This is a genomic window from Plantibacter sp. Leaf314 (genome assembly GCF_001423185.1).
Taxonomy (GTDB): Bacteria; Actinomycetota; Actinomycetes; order Actinomycetales; family Microbacteriaceae; genus Plantibacter.
This window is the reverse complement of the sequence record NZ_LMOB01000002.1, coordinates 460,212-485,232: the sequence shown is the minus strand read 5'-3', so window position 1 is coordinate 485,232 and position 25,021 is coordinate 460,212. Positions and strand designations below refer to the sequence as shown.

Sequence of the window (25,021 nt, the reverse complement as noted above, 5' to 3'; positions counted from 1 at the left end):
GCGCGTGTGCACTCGAATCTTCTGGAATGACAACGCGGTCGCCAAGACGGTCAGCCGCTGCATGGACTGGTCCGCAAGCGACGAACCGGAGCTGTGGTTCGTCCCGAGCGGCACGGTCCGGGGTGGGACCGGAGACGCCACCTCGCATCGGTGGACCTCCCGGTACGGCAGCGTCGTCACGAGCATGTGGGGGATGGGGACCGTCGACGGCCTGAACACCGCCGGCCTCGGTGCGCATGCGCTCTACCTCGATCCGGAGGACGTGACGTTCGCCGAGCCCGACGGTCGCCCGACGGTGTCGAACGCGCTCTGGGTGCAGTACCTCCTCGACAGCTACGCGTCGGTCGCCGAGGCGATCGCCGACATCGACACCGTCCGCATCACGTCCCCGTTGTTCCGCGGCCTCCAGATGGGCATCCACATCGCCATCGAGGACGCGTCGGGTGACTCCGCGATCATCGAGCCCATCGATGGCCGGCTCGTCGTCCACCACGGCCGTGAATACACCGTCATGGCGAACTCGCCGAGTCTCGACGAGCAGCTCGCCAACCGCGACCGGTACCGCCCGTTCGGTGGCGAGCTCCCGCCTCCCGGGGACATCACCTCGCTCGACCGGTTCGTGCGCGCGTCCTACTTCCTCCACTACCTGCCGGAGCCCGAGGGCACCGTGGAGGCCGTGGCGGGCGTGTTCCAGCTCATCGCGAACGTGTCGGTCCCGTACGGCGCACCGTATTCGACGGGCGACGTGTACCCCACCTGGTGGCGGGCCGGGGCCGACCTCACGAACCGGGTGTACTACTTCGGGTCGACGAGGAGCCCCAACATCTTCTGGGTCGAGCTCGACCGGCTCGCCGACGCCGACGAGGTGTTGCGGCTCGACCCGCGCGATCCCGACCGGGTCGGCGACCAGACCGCGGAGCTCGCGCCGGCGGTGCTGAGCTACTAGGGCGGTCGGGTGCTCGTGGGCCCTTCGACAGGCTCAGGGACCGGCGGTGGGCTCAGGGACCGGCGGTGGGCTCAGGGACCGGCGGTGGGCTCAGGGACCGGCAGGGAGCTCAGGGACCGGGTGACTCAGGCGACCCGGCAGGAGTCCCGCTCGACGAGGTGCACCGGGAGGACGGTGCTCCGGCGATAGCGTCCGTCCGGGCGGTCGAGGCGGTCGATGATGCGTTCGGCAGCGAGTCGGCCGAGGGTCTCCGGATCCTGCGTGATGACGGACACCGACGGTCGCAGGAGCTCGGCCAAGGGGAAGTCACCGAATGCGACCAGGGGCGGCGGGTGCTCGGCGAGGGCGGGCAGCAACGCCATGGTGCAGACGGCGTTCGACGAGAAGAGTGCCGTCGCCCGTGGGCCGACCGCCGCCAGCGCACCCGCGGCCCCCACCCGGGTCTCCGCGCCGAGGACGACGAGGTCCTCGTCGACGGGCAGCCCGGCTTCCGTGAGTGCGGCCCGGTATCCGCGCAACCGTTCGGCCGTCGTCGGCAGGGCCAGCTGGTCGCCGATGAAGGCGATCCGTCGGTGGCCGTGCTCGACGAGGTGCGTCGTCGCTGCGAACGCCCCACCGAAGTCGTCCTGCGTGAAGGAGTCGGCGGCCAGTCCGCCGGGTGCACGGTCGACGAACACGAACGGCGTCCGCGACGCCCACGCGGCCAGGGAGCTCTGGTCGTCGCCGATCGGCGCGAGCACCACCCCGGCGAGCTGCCGCCGCAGCATCGGTTCCAGCACCTCGCGTTCGCGTTCCGGATCGTCGCCGAGGCTGGTCACGAGCGTCGACATGTCGTGGTCGCGGGCGGTCCGCTCCACCGCCCGGGCGATCTCGGCGAAGAACGGATCGACGATGTCGGGCACGGCGACCCCGATGACCGAGGGGCGGCCGGACCGGAACGAGGTGGCGAGCGTGTTCGGCACGTAGTCGAGCTCGCGCATGATCGCCTCGACGCGTTCGCGCGTCTCCGGGAGGACGTGTGGATCGTCGTTGAAGACGCGCGAGACGGTCTTCGCGCTCACGCCGGCGGCTGCCGCGATCTGTCGCATCGTCGCCATGCGTCGTCCTCCCTCCCGCTCGCTCGTGTCGCTCGTGCTCGCCGCGCCGCCCGTGCCGACCGGGTCAGCGTGCGGTGTAGCCGCCGTCGATCGGCAGCGAGACGCCCGAGATCATGCCGGCGGCGTCGCTGAGGAGGAAGGTGATGGGGCCGGCGATGTCGTCCTCGGTGGCCCACTTGCCGAGCGGCATGGCCTCGAGGAACGGGCCCTCGATGTCGGGGCGGCCCCAGTACCAGGCGGACATCGGCGTCATGACGACCGTCGGGTTGACGGCGTTGACGCGGATGCCGTACTTCCCGAGTTCGAGGGCGGAGACCCGCGTGATGTTGTCGAGGGCGGCCTTCGACGAACCGTAGGAGATGTGACCCGACAGGGCGACGAGGGAAGCCTGGCTGGAGACGTTGACGATCGCGCCGCCGCGTTCCTGGCGGATCATCTCGCGCGACGCATACTTCGTGACGAGCAGCGATCCGCGCGCGTTGATGCTGATGACCTTGTCGAAGACCTCGATGTCGGTCTCCTGAGGAGAGGCGATCTCGCCGCCCCAGCCGCCGGAGTTGACGACGCCCCAGATGTCGCGACCCTCGATGGCGTCGCGGATGCTGTCCTCGGAGGTGAGGTCGAAGGGCAGCGGCTCGGCACCCGTCTCGGCGGCGATGGCCTCGAGGTGCTCCACGTTGCGGCCGGAGGCGATGACCTGTGCGCCCGCTGCGACGAGGTGGCGGACGGTCGCGCCGCCGATGCCGCCGCTCGCTCCGGTGACGAGGATGGTACGGCCGTTGAAGTCAGTCATGGGTTCTTCCGATCGACGTGAGGGGCCCGTGCGTCGGTGCACCGGGTCGCGAGCATCATATCCACGGATTCACGCTCATGTCACCCGTGACATGGCATTTCCGACCAATGTCGTGACACCGGTGACATGCGCGGTTGACACGGGCATCGCCTGGACCTACCGTGAGTCGGGCGACGGCGCGACCGCGACGACGCCGACCCGACGAGAGGTGGGGCATCACGATGGGCGGCAGCACGACCGGGACCAGCCTCGACGAGCTCGTCGACCGCGCGCGGACCCTCGCCGCCTCAGGGTCGCGACGCATCCTCGGCATCGTCGGCGCTCCCGGCGCGGGGAAGTCGACCGTCAGCGACACGCTCGCCGCGGCCCTCGGCGACCAGGCGGTCATCGTCGGCATGGACGGCTTCCACCTCGACAACCCCGAACTCGTCCGCCTCGGGCGACGCGACCGCAAGGGCGCCCCGGACACCTTCGACGTCGACGGCTACGTCGCCCTGCTGGCGCGGCTCGCCACGAGCGGTCGCACGGAGGCGTCGGCCGGCGCCCCGGTCTACGCGCCCCGGTTCGACCGCTCACTCGAGGTCTCCATCGGCAGCGCGGTGCTCGTTCGCCCCGAGGTGCCGCTCGTCATCACCGAGGGCAACTACCTGCTGTTCGACGATCACGGCTGGCAGGACGTCGCCCGGCACCTCGACGAGTCCTGGTACGTGGACGTGGACGACGAGCTCCGCCGCGACCGCCTCATCGCCCGACGCCTCGGCCACGGCCACCCGCGGGACGAGGCCGAAGCCTGGGTGCTCGGCGTCGACGAGCCGAACGCGCGCCTGGTGGACGCCACGAAGCATCGCGCCACCCGCGTCGTGACCCTCGACGCCACCACGCCGCTGGCCACCGAGTCCAGCCACGGCGCCTGACGACCACCGCACCATCCGGAACCCGCTCACCGACGAGAAGGCACCACCCATGACCCAGCTCTCCGACGCCACCCTCTCCACCCTCGACCCGCAGGTGGCCGTGCCGTCCTACGACCGTTCCGCCGTCCGCCCCGGCATTGTCCACTTCGGGGTCGGCGCCTTCCACCGTGCCCACGGGGCGATGTTCGTCGACCGGGTACTCGCGCTGCCCGGTGCCGAGCACTCGTCCTGGGGGCTTGTCGGCGTCGGCACCCTGCCCGGCGATGCCGCGATGCGGGACGCGCTGGGTGCGCAGGACCGGCTGTACACGCTCGTGACGACGAGTCCCGACGGCGAGGCCGAGGCGCGCGTGGTCGGGTCGATCGTCGAGTACCTCTTCGCACCCGACGACCCGGCCGCCGTCCTGGCCCGGGTGAGTGATCCCTCGACCCGGATCGTGTCGCTCACGATCACCGAGGGCGGCTACGGCGTCAACGACGCGACGGGCGCGTTCGAGCCGAGCGACGGTGCGACCCTCGCGGATCTCGACGGCCTGCCCGCGCGTGCGCTGCCGCAGAGCCCGCTCGGATTCATCGCCGCCGGCCTGCGCGCTCGTCGGGACGCGGGGGCGGTGCCGTTCACGGTCATGTCGTGCGACAACATCCAGGGCAACGGTCACGTCGCCCGCACGGCGATCCTCGCGTTCGCCGAGCGGATCGACCCGTCGCTCGCGGCCTGGATCGCCGCCGAGGTGCGCTTCCCGAACTCAATGGTGGACCGCATCACCCCGGCGACGACCGACGAGCAGCGGGTCATGGTCGCGGAGCGGTTCGGGATCGAGGACCGGTGGCCGGTGCTGTCGGAGTCGTTCGAGCAGTGGGTGTTGGAGGACGACTTCAGTGACGGCCGTCCGCCGTACGAGCAGGTCGGGGTGCAGCTGGTGGAGGACGTGGAACCGTACGAGCTGATGAAGCTCCGGCTGCTGAACGCTTCCCATCAGGCGATGAGCTACCTGGGCTTGCTCGCGGGGGAGACGTACGTCCATGACGTCTGCCGCGATGACCTCTTCGCCCGGTTCCTCCTCGGCTACATGCACGAGGAGGCGAGGCCGACGCTTGCGCCGGTGCCGGGCATCGACCTCGACGCCTACAGCGCGGAGCTGATGCGTCGCTTCGGCAGTGAGGCGATCAAGGACACCCTGGCCCGGCAGATCGTCGACGGGTCGGAACGGATCCCCAAGTTCCTGCTTCCGGTCGTGCGGGAGCAGCTGCGGACGGGCGGCGGGATCGCGCGCTCGGCGCTCGTGCTGGCGGCGTGGAGTCGGTTCATCGAGGGTGTCGGTGACGATGGTCGGGAGCTGCAGCCGGTCGACCGGCGGCTCGCCGAACTGCAGGCGGCCGTCGCTCAGGAAGCCGAGAAGCCCGGGGCGTTCCTCGACCTGGAGGTCGTCTTCGGAGACCTCGGCCAGGATGCGCGGCTCCGTGAGGCGTTCGTCGCGGCGCGCGACCGACTGGCTGCCGTCGGTGCGCGTGCGGCCGTCGAGGAGGTCGTCGCCGCGGGTTGACCCGTGCGGCGTGCGCCGGACCGGTCGCCGAGTGTGTCGGGGTGCGGTCCCTGAGCGGGGTGTCCGCGGTCCCAGAGGGCTGCACCAGTCCCTGAGCGCCCCACCGGTCTCAGAGCGCAGCACCGGTCCCTGAGCCTGTCGAAGGGCGTGGTCGTCCGTGGGCCCTTCGACAGGCTCAGGGACCGGGGCTCTGGTTTCCGAGAGTGACGCGGGGAGCGAGTGGCCCCCGTCTCTGCTGGCAGTTCCGGTCCCTGAGCTTGTCGAAGGGCAGGGTGGTTGCCTGCGGGCAGACGGGTGCCATGCGTCAGGCGGCGAGGCGGATGCGTCCGCCGCGGATGGGGGTGCGGTGTCGGTCGATGGTGCCTGGTGGGATGAACCAGGGGACGCCGTCGCGCACCTGGATGTTCCAGTGGTCGTCGTGGATGCGGTGGTGGTGGAAGGGGCAGAGGAGGATGCCGTTCTCGAGGTCGGTTGGGCCACCTGTTGACCACCAATCGAGATGGTGGGCTTCGGTGAAGGATGGTGGGTGGGTGCAGCCGGTCCAGGCGCAGCCGCCGTCGCGTTCAGCGAGGGCGACTTTCTGGGCGCGGGAGAAGAGGCGGGCACCGGTGCCGAGGTCGAGGACCTGGGACGGCCCGCCGAGGACCATGGGGATGAGTTTCGCGTCCGCGGCGAGGCGCCGGAGGGCTCCAGGGCCGATGGGTTCTTCGATGCCGTCGATGGTGGCTGCGCCGAGGCCGGTTTCGAGGGTGTCGTGGTCGACGCGGATGACGACGGACACGGGTGCGAGCTCGGTGGCGGCGCCACTGCAGCCGGCGGTGTGGCGGAAGATCTCGGTGAGGGCGATCGCGCGGCGCCGGTCGGTGGGGATCACCGACAGGCCCTCCGGCATGGGCGTGCCGGATCCGTCGGGCTGATCGCCGGCGGTGTCGGCGGCGGTGTCCACGAAGGACGGTCGGCGCAGCCCGGCGCCGATGAGGGCGTCGAGGCCGGCGCGGACGAACGCGGCGCTTTCGGGGGCGAGTTCGGCGCGCAGGAGCGTCATGCCGGAGGGCAGTTCTCGGAGGGTGGCGCGTTCGGCTCGGCGGAGGAGTTCGTCGCGGGGTTCGCGGCCGTCCTGGTCGAGGCGGGTGCGGACGAGTTTCGCGATCCGGACGACGTCCTGCAGGGGCGCGTGCGCGGCGTGCTCGACCGCGATCACCGTCGCGGCCTGCAGCTCGGCCGTGGCGCAGATGCGGCCAGCGTTGCGGAGTTCGCGGACGATGACCGCCGCACCGTCGACGCTGAGCGGGGCAGGAGGTGTGCCGGGCGCCCCAGTAGCTGGCGTGTCTGCGGCCTCGACCTCAGCCGATGGTTCGACGAGGCCACTCGGGGCGTCGAGGGCGGCAGCGATGTCCGGGAACGGGCACGCCTCCAGCTCGCCGAGCAGCCCGCGGGGCTGGGTGATCGCGGCGCCGACCTCAGCGATGGCCGCACCACGGGCACGTGCCACCCGCCACCGCTCCGACACCATCACGCCAGGGTTGGCGTAGCCGGCCGCCCGGACGAGGTTCCCGTCGCGGCCCGTCGGCGACGGACGAAGCGCGATCGCCCCGGTCACCCGCGCGGCCANCACGCCAGGGTTGGCGTAGCCGGCCGCCCGGACGAGGTTCCCGTCGCGGCCCGTCGGCGACGGACGAAGCGCGATCGCCCCGGTCACCCGCGCGGCCAGGACCTCGACCGCGTGTTGCACGGCACCGAGTTCGTCGAGGACGCGGAACAGGGCCTCACCGTTCATGTTCTCGAGCTGCTCCGCGACATCCGAGCCGGCACGGATCGCGTCGAGCGCACCGTTCCACACGGCATCGAACCCCGCCGCGGCGGCGACGAGAGGGTTCGGTGCGGTGCTGGTCATGGTTCCATCCAAACACGGACCACCGACACTGGAACTCGAGTGGAATGTTACCCGGACCTGGTGTTTTACGCAACAGGTGTAGTCTGCCGGTGTGCCCTTCGACACGCTCAGGGGCCGGGGATGCCACGTCACGGATTCGGCGACCGGAACGCCCTTCGACAAGCTCAGGGACCGATGGGTCGGGTCTCGAGCACGATGGGGGCGTCCGTGTGCCCTTCGACGGGCTCAAGAACCGAGTGGCCGGGTTCGGAGCGCGATCCGGTTCCGCCTGCCAGCCCCCGCGGTGCCCGAGGGAAGCACGGGTCCCTGAGCTTGTCGAAGGGTAGGGGAGTCGCCCGTGCGCCCTTCGACAGCCTCAGGGGCCGGACAAGCTCAGGGGCCGGGTCGCGGGATCAGAGATCAGGGATCAGGACCGGCCGGGGTCAGCCGAGCGACGCCGGCACAAGCCGGAAGCCACCCTCGACCACCGGTTCGAGTCGCAGCTGGAACAGGCCGTCGATGACGAGGTCGGCGTCAAGCTCGTGCGCCTCGTGCGTCCCCGCGATCCCGACCGTCCAGCACCCCGCGGCACGTGCGGCGGCGAGCCCCGCCGGTGCGTCCTCGAACACGACGCACGGCTGCGCCTCCATGCCGAGCCGCGAGCGGCCGAGGAGGAACGGTTCCGGATCCGGCTTGCCCTTCGTGACGTCGTCGAAGGTCACCACGACCGCAGGCCGCACGAGGCCGGCGGCGGCGATCCGGTTCCCCGCGATGAGTCGGGTGCCGCTCGTGACGATCGCCTTCGCATCGTCACCGAGCGCCGCGAGGGCCTCCGCCGCCCCGGGGAGCGCGATGACGTCCGCGACCTCCTCGGCCTCGATCTCGATGATCCGTGCAAGCGCTCCAGCGACCTGCTCCGGCGGGAAGCTCGCAGTGAGCACCTGGGCCGCGGGCTGGCCGTGCCCCTCGGCGAGCAGGTCGACCTCCAGACCGTACTCGCGGGCGAGCTGCGCCCAGGACCGGTTCACGGCGGGCGTCGAGTCGATGAGCGTCCCGTCGAGGTCGAAGAGCCCTGCGGCGAAGACCTGGCCGAAGATCGGCGCCGTCGCCTCGATGGTCCGTCCGAGGCCGAGCGCACGTTGGACGGCGGCGAGCTGCTGCGAGGTGGACAACGCCGCTTCGATCGACAGGTGCTCGATCGCCGGTGGGTTGTCGGTCGCCGGGTCCACGATGTGCGAGTCCCGCTCAGCACCACGCTCGGCCCGACGGGCGGCCAGCGTGGCGGCGTCAGCGTGCAGCCAGACGACCTTCGGGACGACCCCTGCCGCCTCGACGAGCGCCTCCCATTCGGCTCCGCCTCGCAGTTCCGCGGTGAAGGGGGCGACGAGCACCGCGCCGACCCCACTGTCGCGCTGGTCGGCGAGGACCGCGCGGAGCGCCGCGTATCGCGCCGGCCGCATCGTCGGACGCAGCACCGGGTCGTTCCAGTGCCGCGGTTCGGCGCCCTCGGGATCGGAGACCGGGCCGAGGCCGTCGAGCAGCGGATTGGTGATCGTGTCGAGGTCGAGCAGCGGCAGTCGGAGGGCTCGCGCGAGCTCACGTCCGAGGGTGGTCTTGCCGCTTCCGGCTGCTCCTGCGACGACGACGATCACGCTGACTCCTCGATGATTCCGGGGTGGCGACCCACATCCGAGGGGCCTGAACGCCTCATCGATGCGAGTTCCAAATGAATTTGATCTCTTTCAGACAACGTTGCTTGACAACGTTGTCGGTGTGCGGTCAGTATAAGCGCACGAAGGAACGACGGGGTTCTGCAGCTGCACCACTCCGAACGATGACAACGCTGTCAGGAGGTGGAGCCCATGGGCACCTGCAACCCCGCGAACGCCGCGACCAGTCCGAACCGGACGGGTGCGCACGCGCTGCCGCTCCACCCCGACCGCACCGTCGGAACCGCTCCGTCGCATGACCGGTGGACCCGCTGATGCGGCCGCCCGGGATCAAGGATGTCGCTGCGCAGTCCGGCGTCAGCATCAAGACCGTCTCGCGAGTGGTGAACGGCGAAGCGTCCGTCCACCCCGAGACCAGAAGCCGCGTGCTCGAGGCGATTGATCGCCTCGGGTACGTGCCCAACACGGCCGCCCGCTCGTTGAAGTCCGGCACCGGTGGCGCGATCGGTGTGCTCATCGACTCGCTCGCCGACCCCTTCTTCGCCTCACTCGTGAGCGCCATCGAGGCCCGCGCGCTCAAGGAGGGCCTCAGCGTCCTTGTGGCGAGCACCGGGCTGGACGAGCGTCGCGAACGCGACCAGCTCACCGGCTTCATCGCCGGGCACCAGGTCGCCGGCGTGATCATCGCCCCGGTCGCCGCGGAGCTGCCCTACCTCGAAGCCTTCCGGAACGTGACCCCCGTCGTCGCCGTCGACCGCCCGCTGGCCGCCTTCGACAGCGTCGTGGTCGACGACTACGCCGCCACGCAGCTCGCCATCCGCCAGTTCGTGGAGCTCGGTCACACCCGCATCGCGTTCTACGACCGCGACGAGCGCTTCCTCACCATCCGCCGCCGCTACCAGGGCTACACCGACGTGCTGGCGGAGGCCGGCATCGAGCTCGACCCGTCCCTCGTCTCCTGGACCATCGACGGCTCCCTCGACTACGCCGCCGAGACGGAGCGACTGCTCGGCCTCGACGACCCGCCCACCGCCTTCTTCGCCTCGAACGCGAAGGCCGCGATCGGCCTGACGACCTCCCTCCACCGCATCGGGCGCGAGGGGACGGCGCACATCGCGTTCGGCGATTTCATCCTCGCCGACGTGCTGCGACCGGCCGTCAGCTGCATCAACCAGGACCCGTTCGTCATCGGCACCGCCGCGATCGAACGGCTGCTGGAACTGCGCGAGTCACCGACGGATGAGCCGCGCGAATGGATCGTCCCGACCTCGCTCGTCCCCCGCGGTTCCGGCGAGATCGCCGGACCGATGCGGCAGCACACCGTCGATGCGGACACCGCATCCACCACGACCATGGTCGGAGGACCAGCAGCATGAGCACGACCCAGCCCACGAGGCTCGCCCAGCCCACGCGACTCGCACCGAACCTCATCGAGCACTTCTACCGCGGCGGCGACCGGATCGCCGCCCTGCGCGGGATCGAGCAGCAGAGCGAGTTCCAGCCCGAGGAGTGGCTCGGTGCCACGGTGAGCCGCGCCGATCAGGAGCCCGGCGGTGCCATCGGCCTCGCCCGCACCGTCGACGGCGTCCTCCTCCGCGACCTCGTCGCCGCCGACCCCGAGCAGTGGACCGGCGCGGGGCGCGACCACGGCACCGACGCCGCCGACACCGGCATCCTCGTGAAGCTGCTCGACGCCAGGCAGCGCCTGCCCGTCCACGTGCACCCCGACCGCGCCTTCGCGGCCTCGCACCTCGACTGCGCCTACGGCAAGACGGAGGCCTGGTTCATCCTCGACGCCGAGCCGGGTTCGGCCGTCCACCTCGGGTGGAGCGAGGACGTCGACCCCGAGGAACTCGACCGTCGCCGCGACGCCCAGGACAGCGAGTGGATGCTCGCCCACATGAACCGCATCGTCGTCGAACGCGGCATGGGCATCCTCGTCCCGGCCGGCACCGCACACGCGATCGACGGCGGGATCTTCCTCGCCGAGGTGCAGGAACCCACCGACCTCTCCATCCTGCTCGAGTGGTCGGTCACGACCTCGACGCGCGAGGAGTCCCACCTCGGGCTCGGTTTCGACACGGTGATGGGGGCGGTGTCGACGGCCGCGCTGCCCGAGTCGGAGATCGCCGGGCTCGTCGTCCAGCACGACCTCGACGCCCGGACGGACACGCCCGTCAGCCTGCTCCCCGCCGCCGCGGACCCCTACTTCCGGCTGTTCGCGGTCGCACCGGGCGCGGACGGCAGCGACCCCGTCGACGCCGGTTTCTCGGTCGCCCTCGCGCTCAGCGGCGCCGGGTCGCTCACGCCGGAGGACGGCGCGGAACCGGTCGCGGTGTCCGCCGGCGAGGTCCTCGCGGTGCCCGCCGGGTTCGGTCCGTGGACCGTCACCGGCGAGGCCACCGTGCTCGTCGCAGGACCCGGAGCCGGTTGGCCGGCGAGCCTCACCGCGGGAGGCATCCGATGACGCCCCCGCTGAACGCAGGACCCAGGACCACCAGTCACCCGAACACCCCACACCACCGCCCCGAACGGCGGTACGACAGCCACCACACGCCGGACCCGTCCACCGGGACCGGCTGGAAAGGAACGAGAACGACATGACGACTCCCGTCTTGGAGGCCAGAGGCCTCACCCGGCAGTTCGGGCACGTCCGTGCCCTCGACGAAGCGGACTTCGAGGTCTACCCCGGCGAGGTCACCGCCCTCATCGGCGACAACGGCGCCGGCAAGTCCACGCTGGTCAAGGCCCTCTCCGGCAACCTCGCGGTCGACAGCGGCGTGATCAAGTTCGAAGGCGAACCGATCACCCTCACCTCGCCCATGCAGTCGAGCTCGCTCGGCATCGAGACGGTCTACCAGGACCTCGCCCTCGCCCCGCACCTCGACCCCGTGCAGAACGTGTACCTCGGCCGCGAGATCATGCGCCCGGGCCTCGGCGGCCTGCTCGGCCTCATGAACGTGAAGGAGATGAGCAAGCAGTCGCGTCACGCCTTCGACGAACTCGGCGCGACCGTCCGCTCGCTCACCGACCCGGTCGGTGCCATGTCCGGTGGTCAGCGCCAGGCGATCGCCATCGCCCGCGCCGTGCACTGGGCCAACAAGGTCGTCTTCCTCGACGAGCCGACGGCCGCCCTCGGCGTCCGCCAGACGAAGAACGTCCTCGAGACGATCCGCCGCGTCCGCGACAAGGGCATCGCGGTCGTCTTCATCAGCCACTCGATGCCGCACGTCATGGAGGTGTCCGACCGGGTGCAGGTGCTCCGGCTCGGCCACCGCGCGGCGACGGTCGACACGAAGGACACGAACATGGAAGAACTCGTCGGTCTGATGACCGGTGCCAGCACGAGGAACGTCGCATGAGCGCGGTGAAGCAAGCCGAGATGGGGCCGGAGACGACCGCCATCGAGACGGCCAAGGATCGGGAGACCCCGATCCGGAAGCTCTTCAAGGCGCAGGCCTTCCAGATCTTCATCGTCCTCCTCGTCGTCATCGCGATCTTCTCCGCGATCGCCCCCGACACCTTCGCGCAGCTGTCGAACCTGCGGCTCGTCGTGCAGAACGCGTCGATCCTCGCGGTGCTCGGCGTCGGCATGACGTACGTCATCATCACCTCGGGCATCGACCTCTCCATCGGCTCCGTCCTCGTCTTCTCGGGCGTCGTGTCCGCGACGACGATGCGGGCCATGGGCGGCGACGACTGGGGCACCGCGATCGTCGGCATCCTCGTGTCGATCGGTGTCGGCATCGTCTGGGGCACGTTCAACGGCCTCCTCATCTCCAAGGCGAAGGTGCCGCCGCTGATCGTCACCCTCGGTAGCCTCGGCATGGCGCTCGGCCTCGCCCAGATCCTCACTGGCGGTGTCGACATCCGCGAGGTGCCGTCCGTGCTCACCGACTCGATCGGTTACGGCAACATCTTCGGCGCCGTCCCGATCATCTCGGTCATCGCCCTCGTCGTCGTCATCATCGGCGCCCTCGTGCTCCACAAGACGAAGTTCGGCCTCTACACCTACGCGGTGGGCTCGAGCGAAGAGGCGGCGCGACGCGTCGGCGTGAAGGTCGACCGTCACCTCATCCGCATCTACGCCATCTCGGGTGGACTCGCGGGCCTCGCCGGCATCCTGTCGCTGTCGCAGTTCGGCACGACCGCGATCGCCGGTCAGTCGCAGACGAACCTGAACGTCATCGCCGCGGTCGTCATCGGTGGCACCTCGCTGTTCGGTGGCTACGGCACGATCTTCGGCACCGTCGTCGGTCTGTTCATCCCCGCCGTCCTCCAGAACGGCTTCGTCATCACCGGCGTGCAGCCCTTCTGGCAGCAGGTCGCGGTCGGCGCCGTCCTCATCCTGGCCGTCTACGTCGACCAGGTCCGTCGTTCCTCCGCAGCCCGCGGCGGATCCACCAGCTTCTGGCGAGCCCTCGTCAGCAGGAAGAAGAAATAGCCCCCAATAGTTCGACCCTCCCCAGCACCATCCCTAGTAGTCCAGCAGTTCAAGAGAAACGGGTAATCACAATGAAGTGGAAGAAGTCAGTTCTCGGAGTCCTCGCGCTCGGCGCGTCGGCAGGCCTCATGCTCACCGGGTGTTCCGGTGGCGCGAGCTCCGGCGGCAGCAGCGCAGGCGCAGGTTCCGACGGCTACAAGATCGCGTTCATCCAGGGTGTCGCCGGTGACGAGTTCTACATCTCGATGCAGTGCGGTATCGAGTCGGCGGCGAAGGACGCCGGTGCCACGGTCACCACCCAGGGCCCGGAGAAGTTCGACCCGACGCTGCAGAAGCCGCTCGTCGACTCGGTCGTCGCCTCGAAGCCGGACGCGATCCTCGTCGCCCCGACCGATGTGAAGGCCATGGAGGCTCCGCTGAAGGCTGCTGCCGACGCGGGCATCAAGGTCGTCCTCGTCGACACCACGGTCGACGACCCGTCGTTCGCGGTCTCGCAGATCTCGAGCGACAACAAGGGCGGCGGCGCTGCGGCGTTCGACGCGATCAAGGAAGCACACCCCGAGGGCGGCAAGGTCCTCGTGGTCTCGGTCGACCCCGGCATCTCGACCACGGACGCCCGTGCCGAGGGCTTCCAGGAAGCGGTCAAGGGCGATGACAAGTTCACCGACCTCGGTGTGCAGTACAGCCACAACGAGCCGTCCACGGCTGCTGAGATCGTGACCGCGGCGCTCCAGAAGGACCCCGACATCGTGGGCATCTTCGCAGCGAACCTGTTCGCGGCTGAAGGTTCCGCGACCGGTGTCAAGCAGGCCGGCAAGGAGGACTCGGTCACCATCGTCGGGTTCGACGCGGGTCCCGCCCAGGTCAAGCAGCTGAAGGAGGGCACCGTCCAGGCGCTCGTCGCTCAGGAGCCGGCCACCATCGGCAAGGACGGCGTCGCCCAGGCGATCGCGGCCCTCAACGGTGACAAGGTCGAGGCCAAGATCGAGACCGGCTTCACCATCATCACCAAGGACAACGTCGACGGCGACGCGAAGGATGCCGTCTACCAGTCCAAGTGCGGCTAGGCCCGAAGGCCACCCCGCACGACAGACCGCGACGGCGTCGGAGCTTCGAGCTCCGGCGCCGTCGCGCTGCGTCCGGAAGCATCCGTTCCCGATGAGCGGGCGATTCGCTCCGCCTCGACGCCACCCTCCACGGGGTGCGAGAATCGCGACATGACCCAGGTGATCGTCGCGGCGACCGCGGTGCAGCGGATGTCCGACGAATCTCCGGGACGGATCGAGGCCGAGATCGTGGATGCAGCGGGGCGAGCCCACCGCCTGGTCATCACGGTCCCCGAACGCGCGAGCCATGCGGCCACCGCGTCGACCGACGTCCCGTTCCGACTCGGGCTCCGGGCCGAGTACGTGCGTATGGAGGGACGAACCGTGGAGGTCCGCTTCGCGGACGGCGTCACCACCACCGAGGGCCTCGGCGGGGTCTGCCTGGACCCGGACATCGTCCACTGGTTGTGACCGACTCGATCGACTGACGGTCGCGTCGGCGACGAGTCCTAGGCGACGAGGGCGAGGAGCCGCGCGACCTCGGCGGCGACGGCGTCACGGGCGGGCCCGAGGTACTTCCGCGGGTCGACGAGCGAGCGGTCGGCGTCCAACCGTTCGCGCACGGCGCGGGTGAAGATCCCGTTGATGTGCGTCGAGATGTTGATCTTCCGCATGCCCGCGTCCACCGCCCGCACGAGGTCCGCATCGCTCACGCCGCTCGAACCGTGCAGGACGAGCGGGACCGGGACGGCCGACGCGAGTTCTCGGATGAGCCCGAAGTCGAGGGTCGCGCTCCGCGACGTCATCGCGTGCGAGCTGCCGACCGCGACCGCGAGCCCGTCCACTCTCGTGGCCTCGACGAACGCGACCGCGTCGTCCACGTCCGTGCGGACGCCGGGCGTGTGCGCGCCACCCTTGCCACCGATCGCCCCGAGTTCGGCCTCGACCCAGACCCCCTGCGCCTGAGCCGCCCGGGCGACCGCTGCGGTGCGTTCGCGGTTCTCGGCGTCGGGCAAGGTCGCGGCGTCGAACATGACCGAGGTGAAGCCGAGCCGGACCGCCTCCTCCACGAGCGCTTCGTCCTCGGCGTGATCGAGGTGGACGGCCGTCGCGGTACCGGTCCCACGTGCGAGCTCCAGGCTCGCGAGCCCGATCGGTGCGAGGCCGCCGTGGTACTTCGCCGCGTTCTCCGAGACCTGCAGGATGACGCCCCGGCCCGCGAGCTCGGCGCCGCGGAGGATGGCCTCGCCGTGTTCGAGCTGGACGACGTTGAAGGCGAGCACGGCGCGCTGCGCGTCGAGGAGCGCGGCGGTGGAGACGAGCGTCATGGTGGTTCCTCTCGGGATGCACACGGGACGATCAACCCGGTGCCGGTGTGGATGGTCAGGTGGTGGCCAGCAGCAGCTCGGGACCGCTCTCGGCGAGCGCGTCGACGGTGTCAGGGTCGATCCCGTCGTCGGTCACGATCTGGTCGAACTCGTCGAGCCCCGCGGCGCGGTGGAACGAGGTGGTGCCGAACTTCGCGGCGGTGACGGCGAGGATGCGTCGCCTGGAGATAGCGAGCATCGCCCGCTTCACCTCGGCCTCCTCGGGCAGGGTCGTCGTGGCTCCGGCGGTGAGCCCAACCCCGTTGGCGCCGAGCACGGCGACGTCGGCATGGAGGCCCGACAGCCGTTCGACGGTCCACGCGCCGACGGTCGCCTGCGTGACGGCGCGGACCCGTCCGGGCAGGGCGAGCACGGTGAGTCGCGGTCGGCCACCGAGCAGGGCCACGATCGGCAGGCTGTTCGTCACCACGAGGAGTCGGCTGGCGTGGGGGAGGAGTGCGGCGACCTCGAGGGTCATCGCGCCGGAGTCGAGGAGGACGACCCCTTCCGCGGGGAGCTGCTCGACGACGAGCCGGGCGACGGCGGCGCGCTCGATGCGCTCGCCCTCGCGGCGTCGTTGGAGGCTGGGCTCGAATGCGGATCGTCGGGTGAGGACCGCGCCACCATGGTGGCGGCGGATGAGCCCCTGTCGCTCGAGCACCGCGAGGTCGCGCCGGATGGTCTCCGGCGTGACGCCGAGTCGGCTGCTCAGCTCGGCGACCAACAGAGCACCGTCGCCGTGGCGGGCGCCCGCGAGGATCGCGGCGTGACGCTCTGCTGGGTACATGACTCCTCCGTCCGGTCCGGCCAGCGTATCCGAATCTGTCCGATATCCCTTCCGATTCGGTGGGATCGGTGCAAAGATCAACATGATCGGGCGCACCCGACGACGACGATGACGACGAACGGAAGGCCGCCGATGGCTGAGCACGGGCCGCACAGCGCACCCCACGAGTCGGGGTCGCGGTTCCTGCTCGGGATCGACGTCGGGCAGACCGCCGTCAAGGCCGTCCTGCACGACGAGCGGTTGCGGCCGGTCGCCGTCGCTCGGCGCGCGAGCCCCGTCGACCGTCCGGTCGCCCGGCACGCCGAGCGGTCGCAGGACGCCCTGTGGGCCGCGGTCGCCGACGCGGTCTCGGAGGTGATGGCGACGGCGGGTGTCGACCCGAACCTGGTCGCCGCCGTCGGGATCACGGGCCACGGCGACGGCCTGCACCTCGTGACCGCTGCGGGAGCGCCCGTCGGCCCGGCCATCACGGCGATGGACTCCCGGGCGCACGTCGAGGCCGCTGAACTCGCGGCCGATCCGGACCGGCTGCGCGTGGTGCTCGAACGCTCCGGACAGCTGCCGACGCCGGGCGCCGCCGGCAACCTCCTCCGCTGGCTGCTCCGGCACGACCCGGAACGCGTCGAGCAGGCGGACGCGATGCTCTTCTGCAAGGACGTGGTCCGCCTGCGGCTCACCGGTGAGATCTCCACCGACTACTCCGACGCCTGCGCCTCCTTCCTGGACGTCGGGACCGCCACCTGGAGCGCCGAGGTCCTCGACGCCTACGGCCTGCCCGCCGAACTGCTCCGCCTGCTGCCGCCGATCAACCCGAGCGGCACGATCGTCGGGCGGGTACTCCCAGCGGCCGCCGCGAGCACGGGCCTCGTCGCCGGGACGCCGGTCGTCTCGGGGCTCCACGACGTGCAGGCCTCGTCGATCGGCATGGGAGCGCTCGTCCCCGGGCGGCTCGCCCTCGTGGCCGGCTCGTTCAGCACCAACGGTGTGACGACGACCCGGCCCGACGTGGACCCGCGGTGGCAGTCCCGCCTCTCGATCACCCCGGACCTGCGGATCGCGATGTCCACCTCGGCGACCGCATCGCCCTCCTTCGACTGGACGCTCCGGCTGCTCGGCGTGACCGACGCCACCGGCCGCGACGCGCTGATCGCCGAGGCCGCGGCGCTCCCTCCGGAGGAGCAGGTGCCGCTCGTGCTGCCCTTCCAATCGGACTCGCCGCTCGGCGCCGAAGCGTCTGCCACGCTCGCCGGCGTCCGTGACTGGCACACCCGGGCGCATGTGCTGCGCGGAGCCCTCGAGGGCATCGTGCTCATGCACCGCTGGCACACCCGGGCGCTCGGCGAACGGTTCCGGTGGGATGAACCGATCGTCCTCGGCGGTGGCCTCGCGCGGTCGCCGCTGTACGTGCAACTCGTGGCCAACGCGCTTCGAGCGCCGGTGACGGTCGTCGACTCCGAGGAGGCAGGTGCCCTCGGCGCCGCGATCGTCGCCGGGGTCGCGACCGGGCTCCTGCCGTCAGTGGAACAGGCCCAGCACGACGTCGTCCGACACGCACCCGCCGTCCTGCCGACGGACGCCTCGGCCGCCTACTGGGCCGGAGTCGGAACCGCGTTCGACGAGCTCGTCGAGGCCATCGGCCCCTGGTGGCGACGGCGGGGCGAGGAGTCGAGCCCCGACGGTCCGGCGTCCGAACGTGACGACCGTGCCGGGGTGGGACGATGAGCGCCTCCGTCGGCGGTCGTGGCACGGCCACGTCCAGCCCGGTGGACGACCGGCGGCGGGAGATCCTCACCCGACTCGATCAGGACGGGCGGGTCGAGGTCGGCGTGCTCGCCGCAAGCCTCGGCGTGACCGAGGAGACGATCCGACGCGACCTCCGCGTCCTCGAACTCGACGGACGCCTCCGACGCGCGCACGGCGGTGCGGTGCGGGTCGACCTCGACCCGGGCCAGGACTCCGGGGCGTCCGGTGCGCTCGCCGCGCGGGCGAGGACCCTGGTCGATCCCGGCTCAGCGGTCTTCCTCGGCGCGGGATCCGCCTGCGAGGCGCTCGCCGCCGGCCTCGCGACGACCGCCGGGACCGTCATCGTGACCGGTTCGGTGCCGGTCGCGCTGGCCGCGGCCGCTGCCGAGGAATCGGCCGTCGTCCACCTCGTCGGCGGGACGGCGGACGGGCGCGGTGTCCTCACCGGCGCCTGGGCGCGCGAGCAGCTCGCCGGCCTCCGCCTCGACGTCGCGGTCGTCGAGGCGCTCGGTGTCTCCGCGGACGGCCGACTGCTCCACGCCTCGCCGGAGGAGGCGGCGGTCGTCGCGGCCGCGGTCGAACTCGCCTCCACGGCGATCCTGCTGGGCGACCCCGCGACGTTCGGGGCTGACGGCCTCGCGGCGTCCGTCCCGGCCGCCCGCCTCGACGTGGCGGTGGTGCATCACGGCGTCGACGAACCGACCCTCGACGCCCTCCTCACGACCGGCGTCCGTGTCGAGACGATCGGGGTCGGCGCATGAGCGGCATCGTGACCGTCACGCCGGCGGCCGCGATCGACCAGACCTACCGCGTCGACGGGCTGCGCCTCGGCGACGTCAACCGGGCGGTCGGCGTCTCGACCGAGCTGAGCGGGAAGGGTGTCAACGTCGCCAGGGCCGTGACCCTGTCCCGGTTGCCCGTCCGAGCCGTCGTGCCGATGGGGGAGGACGGCCGGATCCTCGCCGCCGACCCCGCCCTGCAGCCCCTCCTCGCCGTGGTCCCGACCGACGGACGGACCCGGGTGAACACGACGATCCTCGACGACGCGACCGGCACGACCAAGGTCAACGAGCCCGCGATCCCGTTGCGGGCCGCGGACTGGGCCGCGGTCGTCGCGGCGTCGGTGCGCGAGATCGACCGGATCGGCGCGGACTGGCTGGTCCTCTCCGGGACGATCCCCACGGTCGCGGAGGGCGGCGGACTCGTCGACATCCTCGAGCTGCTCCGGGCGGCCGCGGGTCGCGGAGCGCGCGTCGCCGTGGACACCGCCGGCGTGGCCCTCGAGACCGCCGTCGCGAACCTCGATCTGGTGCACCTGCTCAAACCGAACGCCCACGAACTCGCCGAACTCACCGGCCGGGAGTTGCTGACGGTCGGTGACGTCGCCGACGCTGCGGACGAGTTGCACCGGGCCGGCTGCGACCTCGTCTACGTGAGCATGGGGGCCGACGGTGCGCTCGTGCGGTCGTCCGCCGGCCTGTGGCACGCCCACACCGCGGCGACCGTGGTCAACACCGCCGGTGCCGGAGACGCCTCGCTCGCCGGCTTCCTCGTCGGCCTCCGCGGGCCGGACGGGCAGGACGATCCGGCGACCGCCGTCGCGACGGCCGCCGCCTGGGGCGCGCTCGCGGTGTCGAGCGCGACGACGGTCCTCACCTCGCTCGACGGTGCACCGCTCCCGATCGCCGTCCGCGACCCCGACCCGGCGACGCCCCTGCGTGAACCGGCGACACCACCGCGGTCGGAGGTCGAGCCGCGATGACCGCGTCCACCGTCCCGAGCTTCCACGCCGCCGTCGACCTCGGTGCGTCGAGCGGTCGTGTCATCCTCGGGCGGTGGGAGGGCGAGCATCTCCGGCTCGTCGAGGTGCACCGCTTCCCGAACGGCCCGGTCGTGCGCGACGGACGGCTCGTGTGGGACGCCGAGCGGTTGTTCGAGGAGACGCTGATCGGCCTCGCAGTGGCGGTCCGGCACGCGGAGGCGGCGGGTGGCGCGCTCGACGGCATCGGGATCGACAGCTGGGGTGTCGATGTCGGCCTGCCCGTTCTGGGCACCTCGCGTCGTGCCTCGTCCGTCCCCGAGGTCCGGCACCACCGCGGTGCCGACGAGCACGAGCCGGAGCGCGCCGCCGCCCTCGTCGACCCCGCCGCGGCGTACGCGGTCACCGGCGTGATCGAACACCCGATCAACACCGCCTTCCAGCTCCGGTCGCTCGCTGCGGGCTCGAAGGCCGGACCGCCGACGACCGAGGCACCGACCGTCCTGCTCGTCCCCGACCTCTGGGTCTGGCTGCTCACCGGCGTCGTCGGTGCCGAGCGCACGATCGCCTCCACGACCCAGCTGCTCGACCAGCGCTCCGGCGACTGGGCGGGATCGCTCGTCGAGCGGTGGGGGCTCGGCGGATTCCGTTACCCGCCCGTGGTCGCACCGGGCACCCTGGTCGGCTCGACGACCCCCGAGATCACCGCTCGTCTGGGCGCGCGCGCCGCGATCCCCGTCCACCGGGTCGCCGAGCACGACACGGCGTCGGCGCTCGCGTTCGCCCGCCCGGACGGCGCCGAGCTGCTCGTCTCGAGCGGCAGCTGGTCGCTCGCCGGCGTGTGTCTCGCCGAGCCGGTCCTCAGTGAACCGGCGCGGCTGGCCGGCTTCACGAACGAGGCGGGCGCCGCGGGATCGTCGCTCCTCCTCCGCAACCTCTCGGGGATGTGGCTGCTCACCGAGTGCGCGCGGGCCTGGTCGGAGGAGGACGGACACGTCGTCGACCCGGTGGCGCTCGTCGCCGCGGCGACGGCGGCCGCCGAGTCGGCCGAGGCCGTCCCACCGACGGTGTTCGACGTCGCCGACCCCGGACTCCTCGTCCCCGGCGACATGCCGGCCCGCATCACGGCGCTCTGCCGAGCGGCCGGAGGGACCCCGCCGAGCGGTCGCGTGGACCTCGTCCGCAGCGTCATCGAGAGCCTCGCCGCCGCGTACGCCGCGACCGGTCGGGCCGCTGCGGCCCTGACCGGCGTCCCGATCCGTTCGGTCCGCATCGTCGGCGGCGGATCCCGCAACCGGCTGCTCTGCGCGCGCACCGCGGAGCTGACGGGCCTGCCGGTGACCGCCGGCCCCGTGGAGGCCTCGGCGCTCGGCAACCTCGCCGTGCAACTCGTGGCCGCCGGCCGCGCTCCGTCGCTCGACGCCGTGTACCGCGGTCACCGCGACGACCCCGCCGACGATCAGGGACAGGGACCGACATGACACACCCCACCGACCGGCAGGAGACCGAGGCCGAGCCGCGTGCACGGCTCGCGACCTTCTCCCGGGAACTCGGCCACCCGGATCGTGCGTGGGCGCTGCTCGCCGAGGGCAACACCTCGCTCCTGCTCCCGGGCGCCGACACCCCGACGATGCTCGTGAAGGCGAGTGGCACGTCGATGGCCACGGCGACCCCCGACGACGCCGTCCGGTTGGAGCTTCCGTCCGTCCTCGAGCTCGTCGACGCCGACACGGGAGGCGACGCCGAGGTCGGTGCGCTCTTCGACGCGGCGGCCAGTGCCGGGAACGGCAGACGGCCCTCCGTCGAGGCCATCCTCCACGCCGTCTGTCTCGATCTGCCCGGCGTCGCCGCGGTCGGTCACACCCATCCCGTCCCCGTCAACGCGCTCCTCTGCTCGGTGTCGGCGGAGGCGTTGACCCGCGGCTCGCTGTTCCCCGACCAGATCGTCGTGCTCGGCCCCGATCCGCTGCTCGTGCCCTACGTCGACCCGGGGCTGGGGCTCGCCCGCGTGGTCCGACGCCTCCTGCGCGAGCGGATCGAGGCGACCGGCCGGGTGCCCAAGGTCGTCTACCTGCGCAACCACGGCATGTTCGCGCTCGGATCCGACAGCGCAGAGGTCCTGCGGATCACCGAGATGGCGGTCAAGGTCGCCCAGGTGCTCCTCGGCGCGCTGGCGGTGGGCGGCCCCGTGTACCTCGACGACGACGCGGTCGCGCGGATCGACACGCGACCCGACGAACTCCTCCGGCGCGCCGCCCTGGCGTCGCCGGGACCGACGACGAACCGTGCCACGACGGCACAGGACGGGGCCGACGCATGACCGGACCGAACGGCACCATCGACCTCGCCGGGCAGGTCGCCATCATCACCGGTGCCTCCTCCGGCATCGGCCGGTCGTACGCGCAGGCGCTCGCGGCGGTGGGCGTGCGCACCGTCCTCGTCGGTCGCTCCACCGAGCGGCTCTCGGCCGTCGCCGACGCCCTCCCGACCGAGAGCGTGTTCCTCGCCGGCGACCTCGCCGATCCCGCCGTCTCGGACCAGGCCGTCGCGCTCGCCCTCGCCGCCCTCGGTCGCCTCGACATCGTCCTCGCGAACGCTGGGCTCTACGTCGGCGGCGACGTCGCCGACACCCCGATGACGGCGATCCAGGAGCTCGTCGGCGTCAACGTCCTGGGCGCGATGGCGACCGTGCGGGCCGCGCTGCCCCACCTCATCGGGCAGGGCTCCGGCGACGTCCTCGTGACGAGCTCGGTGTCGGGCCACCAGGACATCCACTGGGAGCCGGTGTACTCCGCCACGAAACACGCCATGCAGTCGTTCGTCCACACCACCCGGCGGAACCTCGTCGGGTCGGGGGTGCGGATGGGCGCGGTCGCCCCCGGCGTGGTGCTCAACGAGCTGTGGGGGATCGCGGAGGGCGCTTCCGGCGTGGAGGACCAGGTCGCTGCACGGACCGGCATCCGCTCGGAGGATGTGGCCGACGCGGTGCTCTTCATGCTCACCCGCCCCCGCCACGTCACCATCCGCGACCTCGTGATCCTCCCGACGGACCAGGAGATCTGACCGCCGTGCCCGGACCGATCTCCAGCCACACCTCCATCCACCAGCCACCCACCAGCAGGGAGTCCTGATGTTCTCCGACCTCAACGGCCGCACCGCGGTCATCACCGGCGGGGCCCGCGGGCTCGGCTTCTCGATCGCGACGGCGCTCGCCGCTCAGGGCGTCGACGTCGCCCTCCTCGACCTGCTGCCCGCCGTGCACGCGTCGGCCGAGCGGCTCGCCGCTGAACACGGCGTCCGCAGTGTCGGGATCACGGTCGACGTGACCGACGCCGAGGCCGTCGAAGCGGCCTTCTCGACCGCCGAGACCGAGCTCGGCGCGCCGTCGCTGCTCGTGACCGCGGCGGGCATCACGATCTGGGGCGACAGCGTCGACGTCGCGCCGGAGACCTGGCGGAAGGTGCTCGCCGTGAACCTGGACGGCACCTTCTTCGCCGCGCAGTCCTTCGCCCGTCGCGCGATCGCAGCGGGTCGGCCCGCCTCGGCCGTCTTCATCTCCTCGATGTCGGCGTTCATCGTGAACCAGCCGCAGTTCCAGGCCTCGTACAACACCTCGAAGGCGGCGGTCAGTCACCTCGCCTCCTCGCTGGCCGTGGAGTGGGCGCCCTCGGGTGTCCGGGTGAACGCGATCGCCCCGGGGTACTTCCTCTCCGACATGACCCGTGAGTTCACCGAGGCGAACCCGGACCTCGCCGCCGAGTGGACGGCCGCCATCCCGGCGGGACGCATGGGACAGCCGGAGGATCTGCACGGGCTCGTCCTGCTGCTCGCCTCGGACGCGTCGTCCTATCTCACCGGCCAGAGTCTCGTGATCGACGGCGGCTACACGGCGCTCTGCCCCCCCCCCCCCCACCCCACCAGACCGTCCGCCCACCAGACCCGAGGACCAACCATGACCGACCCCGACCCGCACGGTGACCCCGCACCCGACCTCGCCGGCGACGCCGCCTGGGGGACGCGTCGGCGGCGGTTCGTCGAGGCGCGCTCCGGCGCGGTCGAACGAGCCTGGGCTCCGCGTCCCGTCCGGGTCGACGACGGCCCGTCGATCGGTCGGCGGCAGATCGAACTCCGCCACCTCGGTGGGCTGGAGACGACCGTCGAGGTCGACCAGTTCCTCGACCTCGGCGAGGCGTCCTGGAACGGGGACGTCGTGTCCTTCGTCGCGCCGACGACCGCACCGCATGCGGAGAGCTGGGCCAGGCGGTGGCAGGGCGGCCTGCTGACGACCTGCGGGCTCACGGCGGTCGGGGTGGCGCCAGAGGCCGAAGGTGGGATGCACGGCCGGGCGTCCAGGATCCCGGCGACGCTCACCCGGAGCGAGGGCCGGTGGACCCCCGAGGGCCGGTACGAGCTCCTCGTCGACGGGCTGCTGCGCGAGGGTGCCGTCTTCCAGCAGAACCTCACGGTGACCCGTGGCATCCGCGCCGAGGTCGGTGTCGCGCGGATCCGCCTGCACGACGTCGTCCGCAACGAGGGCTTCGTCGCCGAGCCGGTCCGGCTGCTCTACCACGTGAACCTCGGGTGGCCGCTGCTGCACGGTGGCGCGGTCGTGGCGGCTGAGGCCGAGCCGTCCGGAGGACCGGACTCCAGCGGACCGCAGGACGACGGCCGATGGCGACGGGTGATCGGAGAGCCGGAGCCCGCGGCCGATGAGCGGGTCGACGCCCTGGACGCCGTCGCGGGGCCGGACGGCTGGTCCACCGCGACGCTGGTCGGCGAGGCCGGCACGGTTTCGATCCGTTTCCGCCCTGAACAGCTGCCCTTCCTCACCGTGTGGCGGAGCACGGCTGCCGGCTCGTACGCCCTCGGTGTCGAACCGGGCACCTGCTGGCCGAGTCACGCCGTCGGCCCGGACCGCGGGAAGGTCGGGCGGATCGTGGAGCCAGGGGAGTCGTTCGAGGTCGACCTCGAGATCGCGTTCGAGCCGGCGACGGACGACGTCGGCGACTGAATCCACCGGCCTCGGCCACCCTCGAGCG

At 71.6% G+C, this 25,021-nt stretch carries 23 protein-coding genes; 16 read left to right on the top strand and 7 right to left on the bottom strand.

What is annotated here, in order from left to right:
* Window positions 1-4 precede the first annotated feature (4 nt).
* Window positions 5-946 (top strand): linear amide C-N hydrolase, encoded by a 942-nt coding sequence (locus tag ASF68_RS15415; RefSeq protein ID WP_082498717.1) that lies wholly within the window; start codon window positions 5-7, stop codon window positions 944-946.
* A 125-nt stretch (window positions 947-1,071) separates the two neighbouring features.
* On the opposite strand, the gene ASF68_RS15410 is transcribed toward ASF68_RS15415, so the two are convergent.
* Both ASF68_RS15410 and ASF68_RS15405 read right to left on the bottom strand, forming a co-directional pair.
* Window positions 1,072-2,043 carry a LacI family DNA-binding transcriptional regulator gene (locus ASF68_RS15410; protein ID WP_056013040.1) on the bottom strand — a complete coding sequence of 324 codons (972 nt, stop codon included), beginning with the start codon at window positions 2,041-2,043 and terminating at the stop codon, window positions 1,072-1,074.
* 64 nt (window positions 2,044-2,107) lie between these two features.
* Entirely contained in the window at window positions 2,108-2,836 is a 729-nt protein-coding gene (locus tag ASF68_RS15405) for an SDR family oxidoreductase (protein WP_056013037.1), read from the bottom strand.
* Window positions 2,837-3,057: 221 nt separating this feature from the next.
* On the opposite strand from ASF68_RS15405, the gene ASF68_RS15400 reads away from it, so the two are divergent.
* Window positions 3,058-3,750 carry a nucleoside/nucleotide kinase family protein gene (locus ASF68_RS15400; protein ID WP_056013034.1) on the top strand — a complete coding sequence of 231 codons (693 nt, stop codon included), beginning with the start codon at window positions 3,058-3,060 and terminating at the stop codon, window positions 3,748-3,750.
* A gap of 49 nt (window positions 3,751-3,799) precedes the next feature.
* The gene (locus ASF68_RS15395; protein WP_056013031.1) at window positions 3,800-5,293 is read left to right on the top strand and encodes a mannitol dehydrogenase family protein; all 1,494 of its coding nucleotides are present in this window, start codon (window positions 3,800-3,802) and stop codon (window positions 5,291-5,293) included.
* A 304-nt stretch (window positions 5,294-5,597) separates the two neighbouring features.
* On the opposite strand, the gene ASF68_RS19420 is transcribed toward ASF68_RS15395, so the two are convergent.
* The 3 genes from ASF68_RS19420 to ASF68_RS18535 form a co-directional block, all read right to left on the bottom strand.
* Window positions 5,598-6,806 carry a DUF222 domain-containing protein gene (locus tag ASF68_RS19420; protein WP_369796509.1) on the bottom strand — a complete coding sequence of 403 codons (1,209 nt, stop codon included), beginning with the start codon at window positions 6,804-6,806 and terminating at the stop codon, window positions 5,598-5,600.
* Between the two features lie 99 nt (window positions 6,807-6,905).
* Window positions 6,906-7,187, bottom strand: a 282-nt coding sequence (locus tag ASF68_RS19250) for a hypothetical protein (protein WP_235526842.1), incomplete at its 3' end; no start/stop codon positions are given.
* A 422-nt stretch (window positions 7,188-7,609) separates the two neighbouring features.
* Window positions 7,610-8,818 carry an HAD-IA family hydrolase gene (locus tag ASF68_RS18535; protein ID WP_082498716.1) on the bottom strand — a complete coding sequence of 403 codons (1,209 nt, stop codon included), beginning with the start codon at window positions 8,816-8,818 and terminating at the stop codon, window positions 7,610-7,612.
* 332 nt (window positions 8,819-9,150) lie between these two features.
* On the opposite strand from ASF68_RS18535, the gene ASF68_RS15380 reads away from it, so the two are divergent.
* The 6 genes from ASF68_RS15380 (at window position 9,151) to ASF68_RS15355 (ending at window position 14,797) form a co-directional block, all read left to right on the top strand.
* On the top strand, window positions 9,151-10,212 hold the full coding sequence (locus ASF68_RS15380) for a LacI family DNA-binding transcriptional regulator (protein ID WP_056013025.1): 1,062 nt from the start codon (window positions 9,151-9,153) through the stop codon (window positions 10,210-10,212).
* Window positions 10,209-11,303: a class I mannose-6-phosphate isomerase gene (locus ASF68_RS15375; protein ID WP_056013021.1), complete on the top strand. Its 1,095-nt coding sequence runs from the start codon at window positions 10,209-10,211 to the stop codon at window positions 11,301-11,303. Before ASF68_RS15380 ends, ASF68_RS15375 begins: the two co-directional genes overlap by 4 nt.
* A gap of 133 nt (window positions 11,304-11,436) precedes the next feature.
* The gene (locus ASF68_RS15370; RefSeq protein WP_056013020.1) at window positions 11,437-12,198 is read left to right on the top strand and encodes an ATP-binding cassette domain-containing protein; all 762 of its coding nucleotides are present in this window, start codon (window positions 11,437-11,439) and stop codon (window positions 12,196-12,198) included.
* Window positions 12,195-13,280 carry an ABC transporter permease gene (locus tag ASF68_RS15365; protein ID WP_056013017.1) on the top strand — a complete coding sequence of 362 codons (1,086 nt, stop codon included), beginning with the start codon at window positions 12,195-12,197 and terminating at the stop codon, window positions 13,278-13,280. The genes ASF68_RS15370 and ASF68_RS15365 overlap by 4 nt, the downstream gene beginning before the upstream one ends.
* A gap of 71 nt (window positions 13,281-13,351) precedes the next feature.
* Window positions 13,352-14,347 carry an ABC transporter substrate-binding protein gene (locus tag ASF68_RS15360; RefSeq protein ID WP_056013014.1) on the top strand — a complete coding sequence of 332 codons (996 nt, stop codon included), beginning with the start codon at window positions 13,352-13,354 and terminating at the stop codon, window positions 14,345-14,347.
* A 150-nt stretch (window positions 14,348-14,497) separates the two neighbouring features.
* The gene (locus ASF68_RS15355; RefSeq protein WP_056013012.1) at window positions 14,498-14,797 is read left to right on the top strand and encodes a hypothetical protein; all 300 of its coding nucleotides are present in this window, start codon (window positions 14,498-14,500) and stop codon (window positions 14,795-14,797) included.
* A gap of 38 nt (window positions 14,798-14,835) precedes the next feature.
* Here the strand turns inward: ASF68_RS15355 and ASF68_RS15350 are convergent, their stop codons facing one another.
* The gene (locus ASF68_RS15350; RefSeq protein WP_056013010.1) at window positions 14,836-15,654 is read right to left on the bottom strand and encodes a class II fructose-bisphosphate aldolase; all 819 of its coding nucleotides are present in this window, start codon (window positions 15,652-15,654) and stop codon (window positions 14,836-14,838) included.
* Window positions 15,655-15,709: 55 nt separating this feature from the next.
* Window positions 15,710-16,480 (bottom strand): DeoR/GlpR family DNA-binding transcription regulator, encoded by a 771-nt coding sequence (locus tag ASF68_RS18825; RefSeq protein ID WP_056013009.1) that lies wholly within the window; start codon window positions 16,478-16,480, stop codon window positions 15,710-15,712.
* Between the two features lie 132 nt (window positions 16,481-16,612).
* Here ASF68_RS18825 and ASF68_RS18530 point away from each other — a divergent pair, with 132 nt between their 5' ends.
* The 7 genes from ASF68_RS18530 to ASF68_RS19245 all read left to right on the top strand — a co-directional run bounded on the left by ASF68_RS18530 (window position 16,613) and on the right by ASF68_RS19245 (window position 24,993).
* The gene (locus ASF68_RS18530; protein ID WP_056013006.1) at window positions 16,613-18,202 is read left to right on the top strand and encodes an FGGY-family carbohydrate kinase; all 1,590 of its coding nucleotides are present in this window, start codon (window positions 16,613-16,615) and stop codon (window positions 18,200-18,202) included.
* On the top strand, window positions 18,199-18,984 hold the full coding sequence (locus tag ASF68_RS15335; RefSeq protein WP_056013003.1) for a DeoR family transcriptional regulator: 786 nt from the start codon (window positions 18,199-18,201) through the stop codon (window positions 18,982-18,984). The genes ASF68_RS18530 and ASF68_RS15335 overlap by 4 nt, the downstream gene beginning before the upstream one ends.
* Window positions 18,981-19,985, top strand: a complete 1,005-nt coding sequence (locus tag ASF68_RS15330; RefSeq protein WP_056013001.1) for a 1-phosphofructokinase family hexose kinase — start codon at window positions 18,981-18,983, stop codon at window positions 19,983-19,985. The genes ASF68_RS15335 and ASF68_RS15330 overlap by 4 nt, the downstream gene beginning before the upstream one ends.
* Complete coding sequence (locus tag ASF68_RS15325) at window positions 19,982-21,463, top strand: rhamnulokinase family protein (RefSeq protein ID WP_056012999.1); 1,482 nt, start codon at window positions 19,982-19,984, stop codon at window positions 21,461-21,463. The genes ASF68_RS15330 and ASF68_RS15325 overlap by 4 nt, the downstream gene beginning before the upstream one ends.
* On the top strand, window positions 21,460-22,302 hold the full coding sequence (locus ASF68_RS15320; protein ID WP_082498714.1) for a class II aldolase/adducin family protein: 843 nt from the start codon (window positions 21,460-21,462) through the stop codon (window positions 22,300-22,302). Before ASF68_RS15325 ends, ASF68_RS15320 begins: the two co-directional genes overlap by 4 nt.
* Window positions 22,299-23,045 carry an SDR family oxidoreductase gene (locus tag ASF68_RS15315; protein ID WP_056012996.1) on the top strand — a complete coding sequence of 249 codons (747 nt, stop codon included), beginning with the start codon at window positions 22,299-22,301 and terminating at the stop codon, window positions 23,043-23,045. The genes ASF68_RS15320 and ASF68_RS15315 overlap by 4 nt, the downstream gene beginning before the upstream one ends.
* 67 nt (window positions 23,046-23,112) lie before the next feature.
* Complete coding sequence (locus ASF68_RS19245; protein WP_082498713.1) at window positions 23,113-24,993, top strand: SDR family oxidoreductase; 1,881 nt, start codon at window positions 23,113-23,115, stop codon at window positions 24,991-24,993.
* Window positions 24,994-25,021 lie beyond the last annotated feature (28 nt).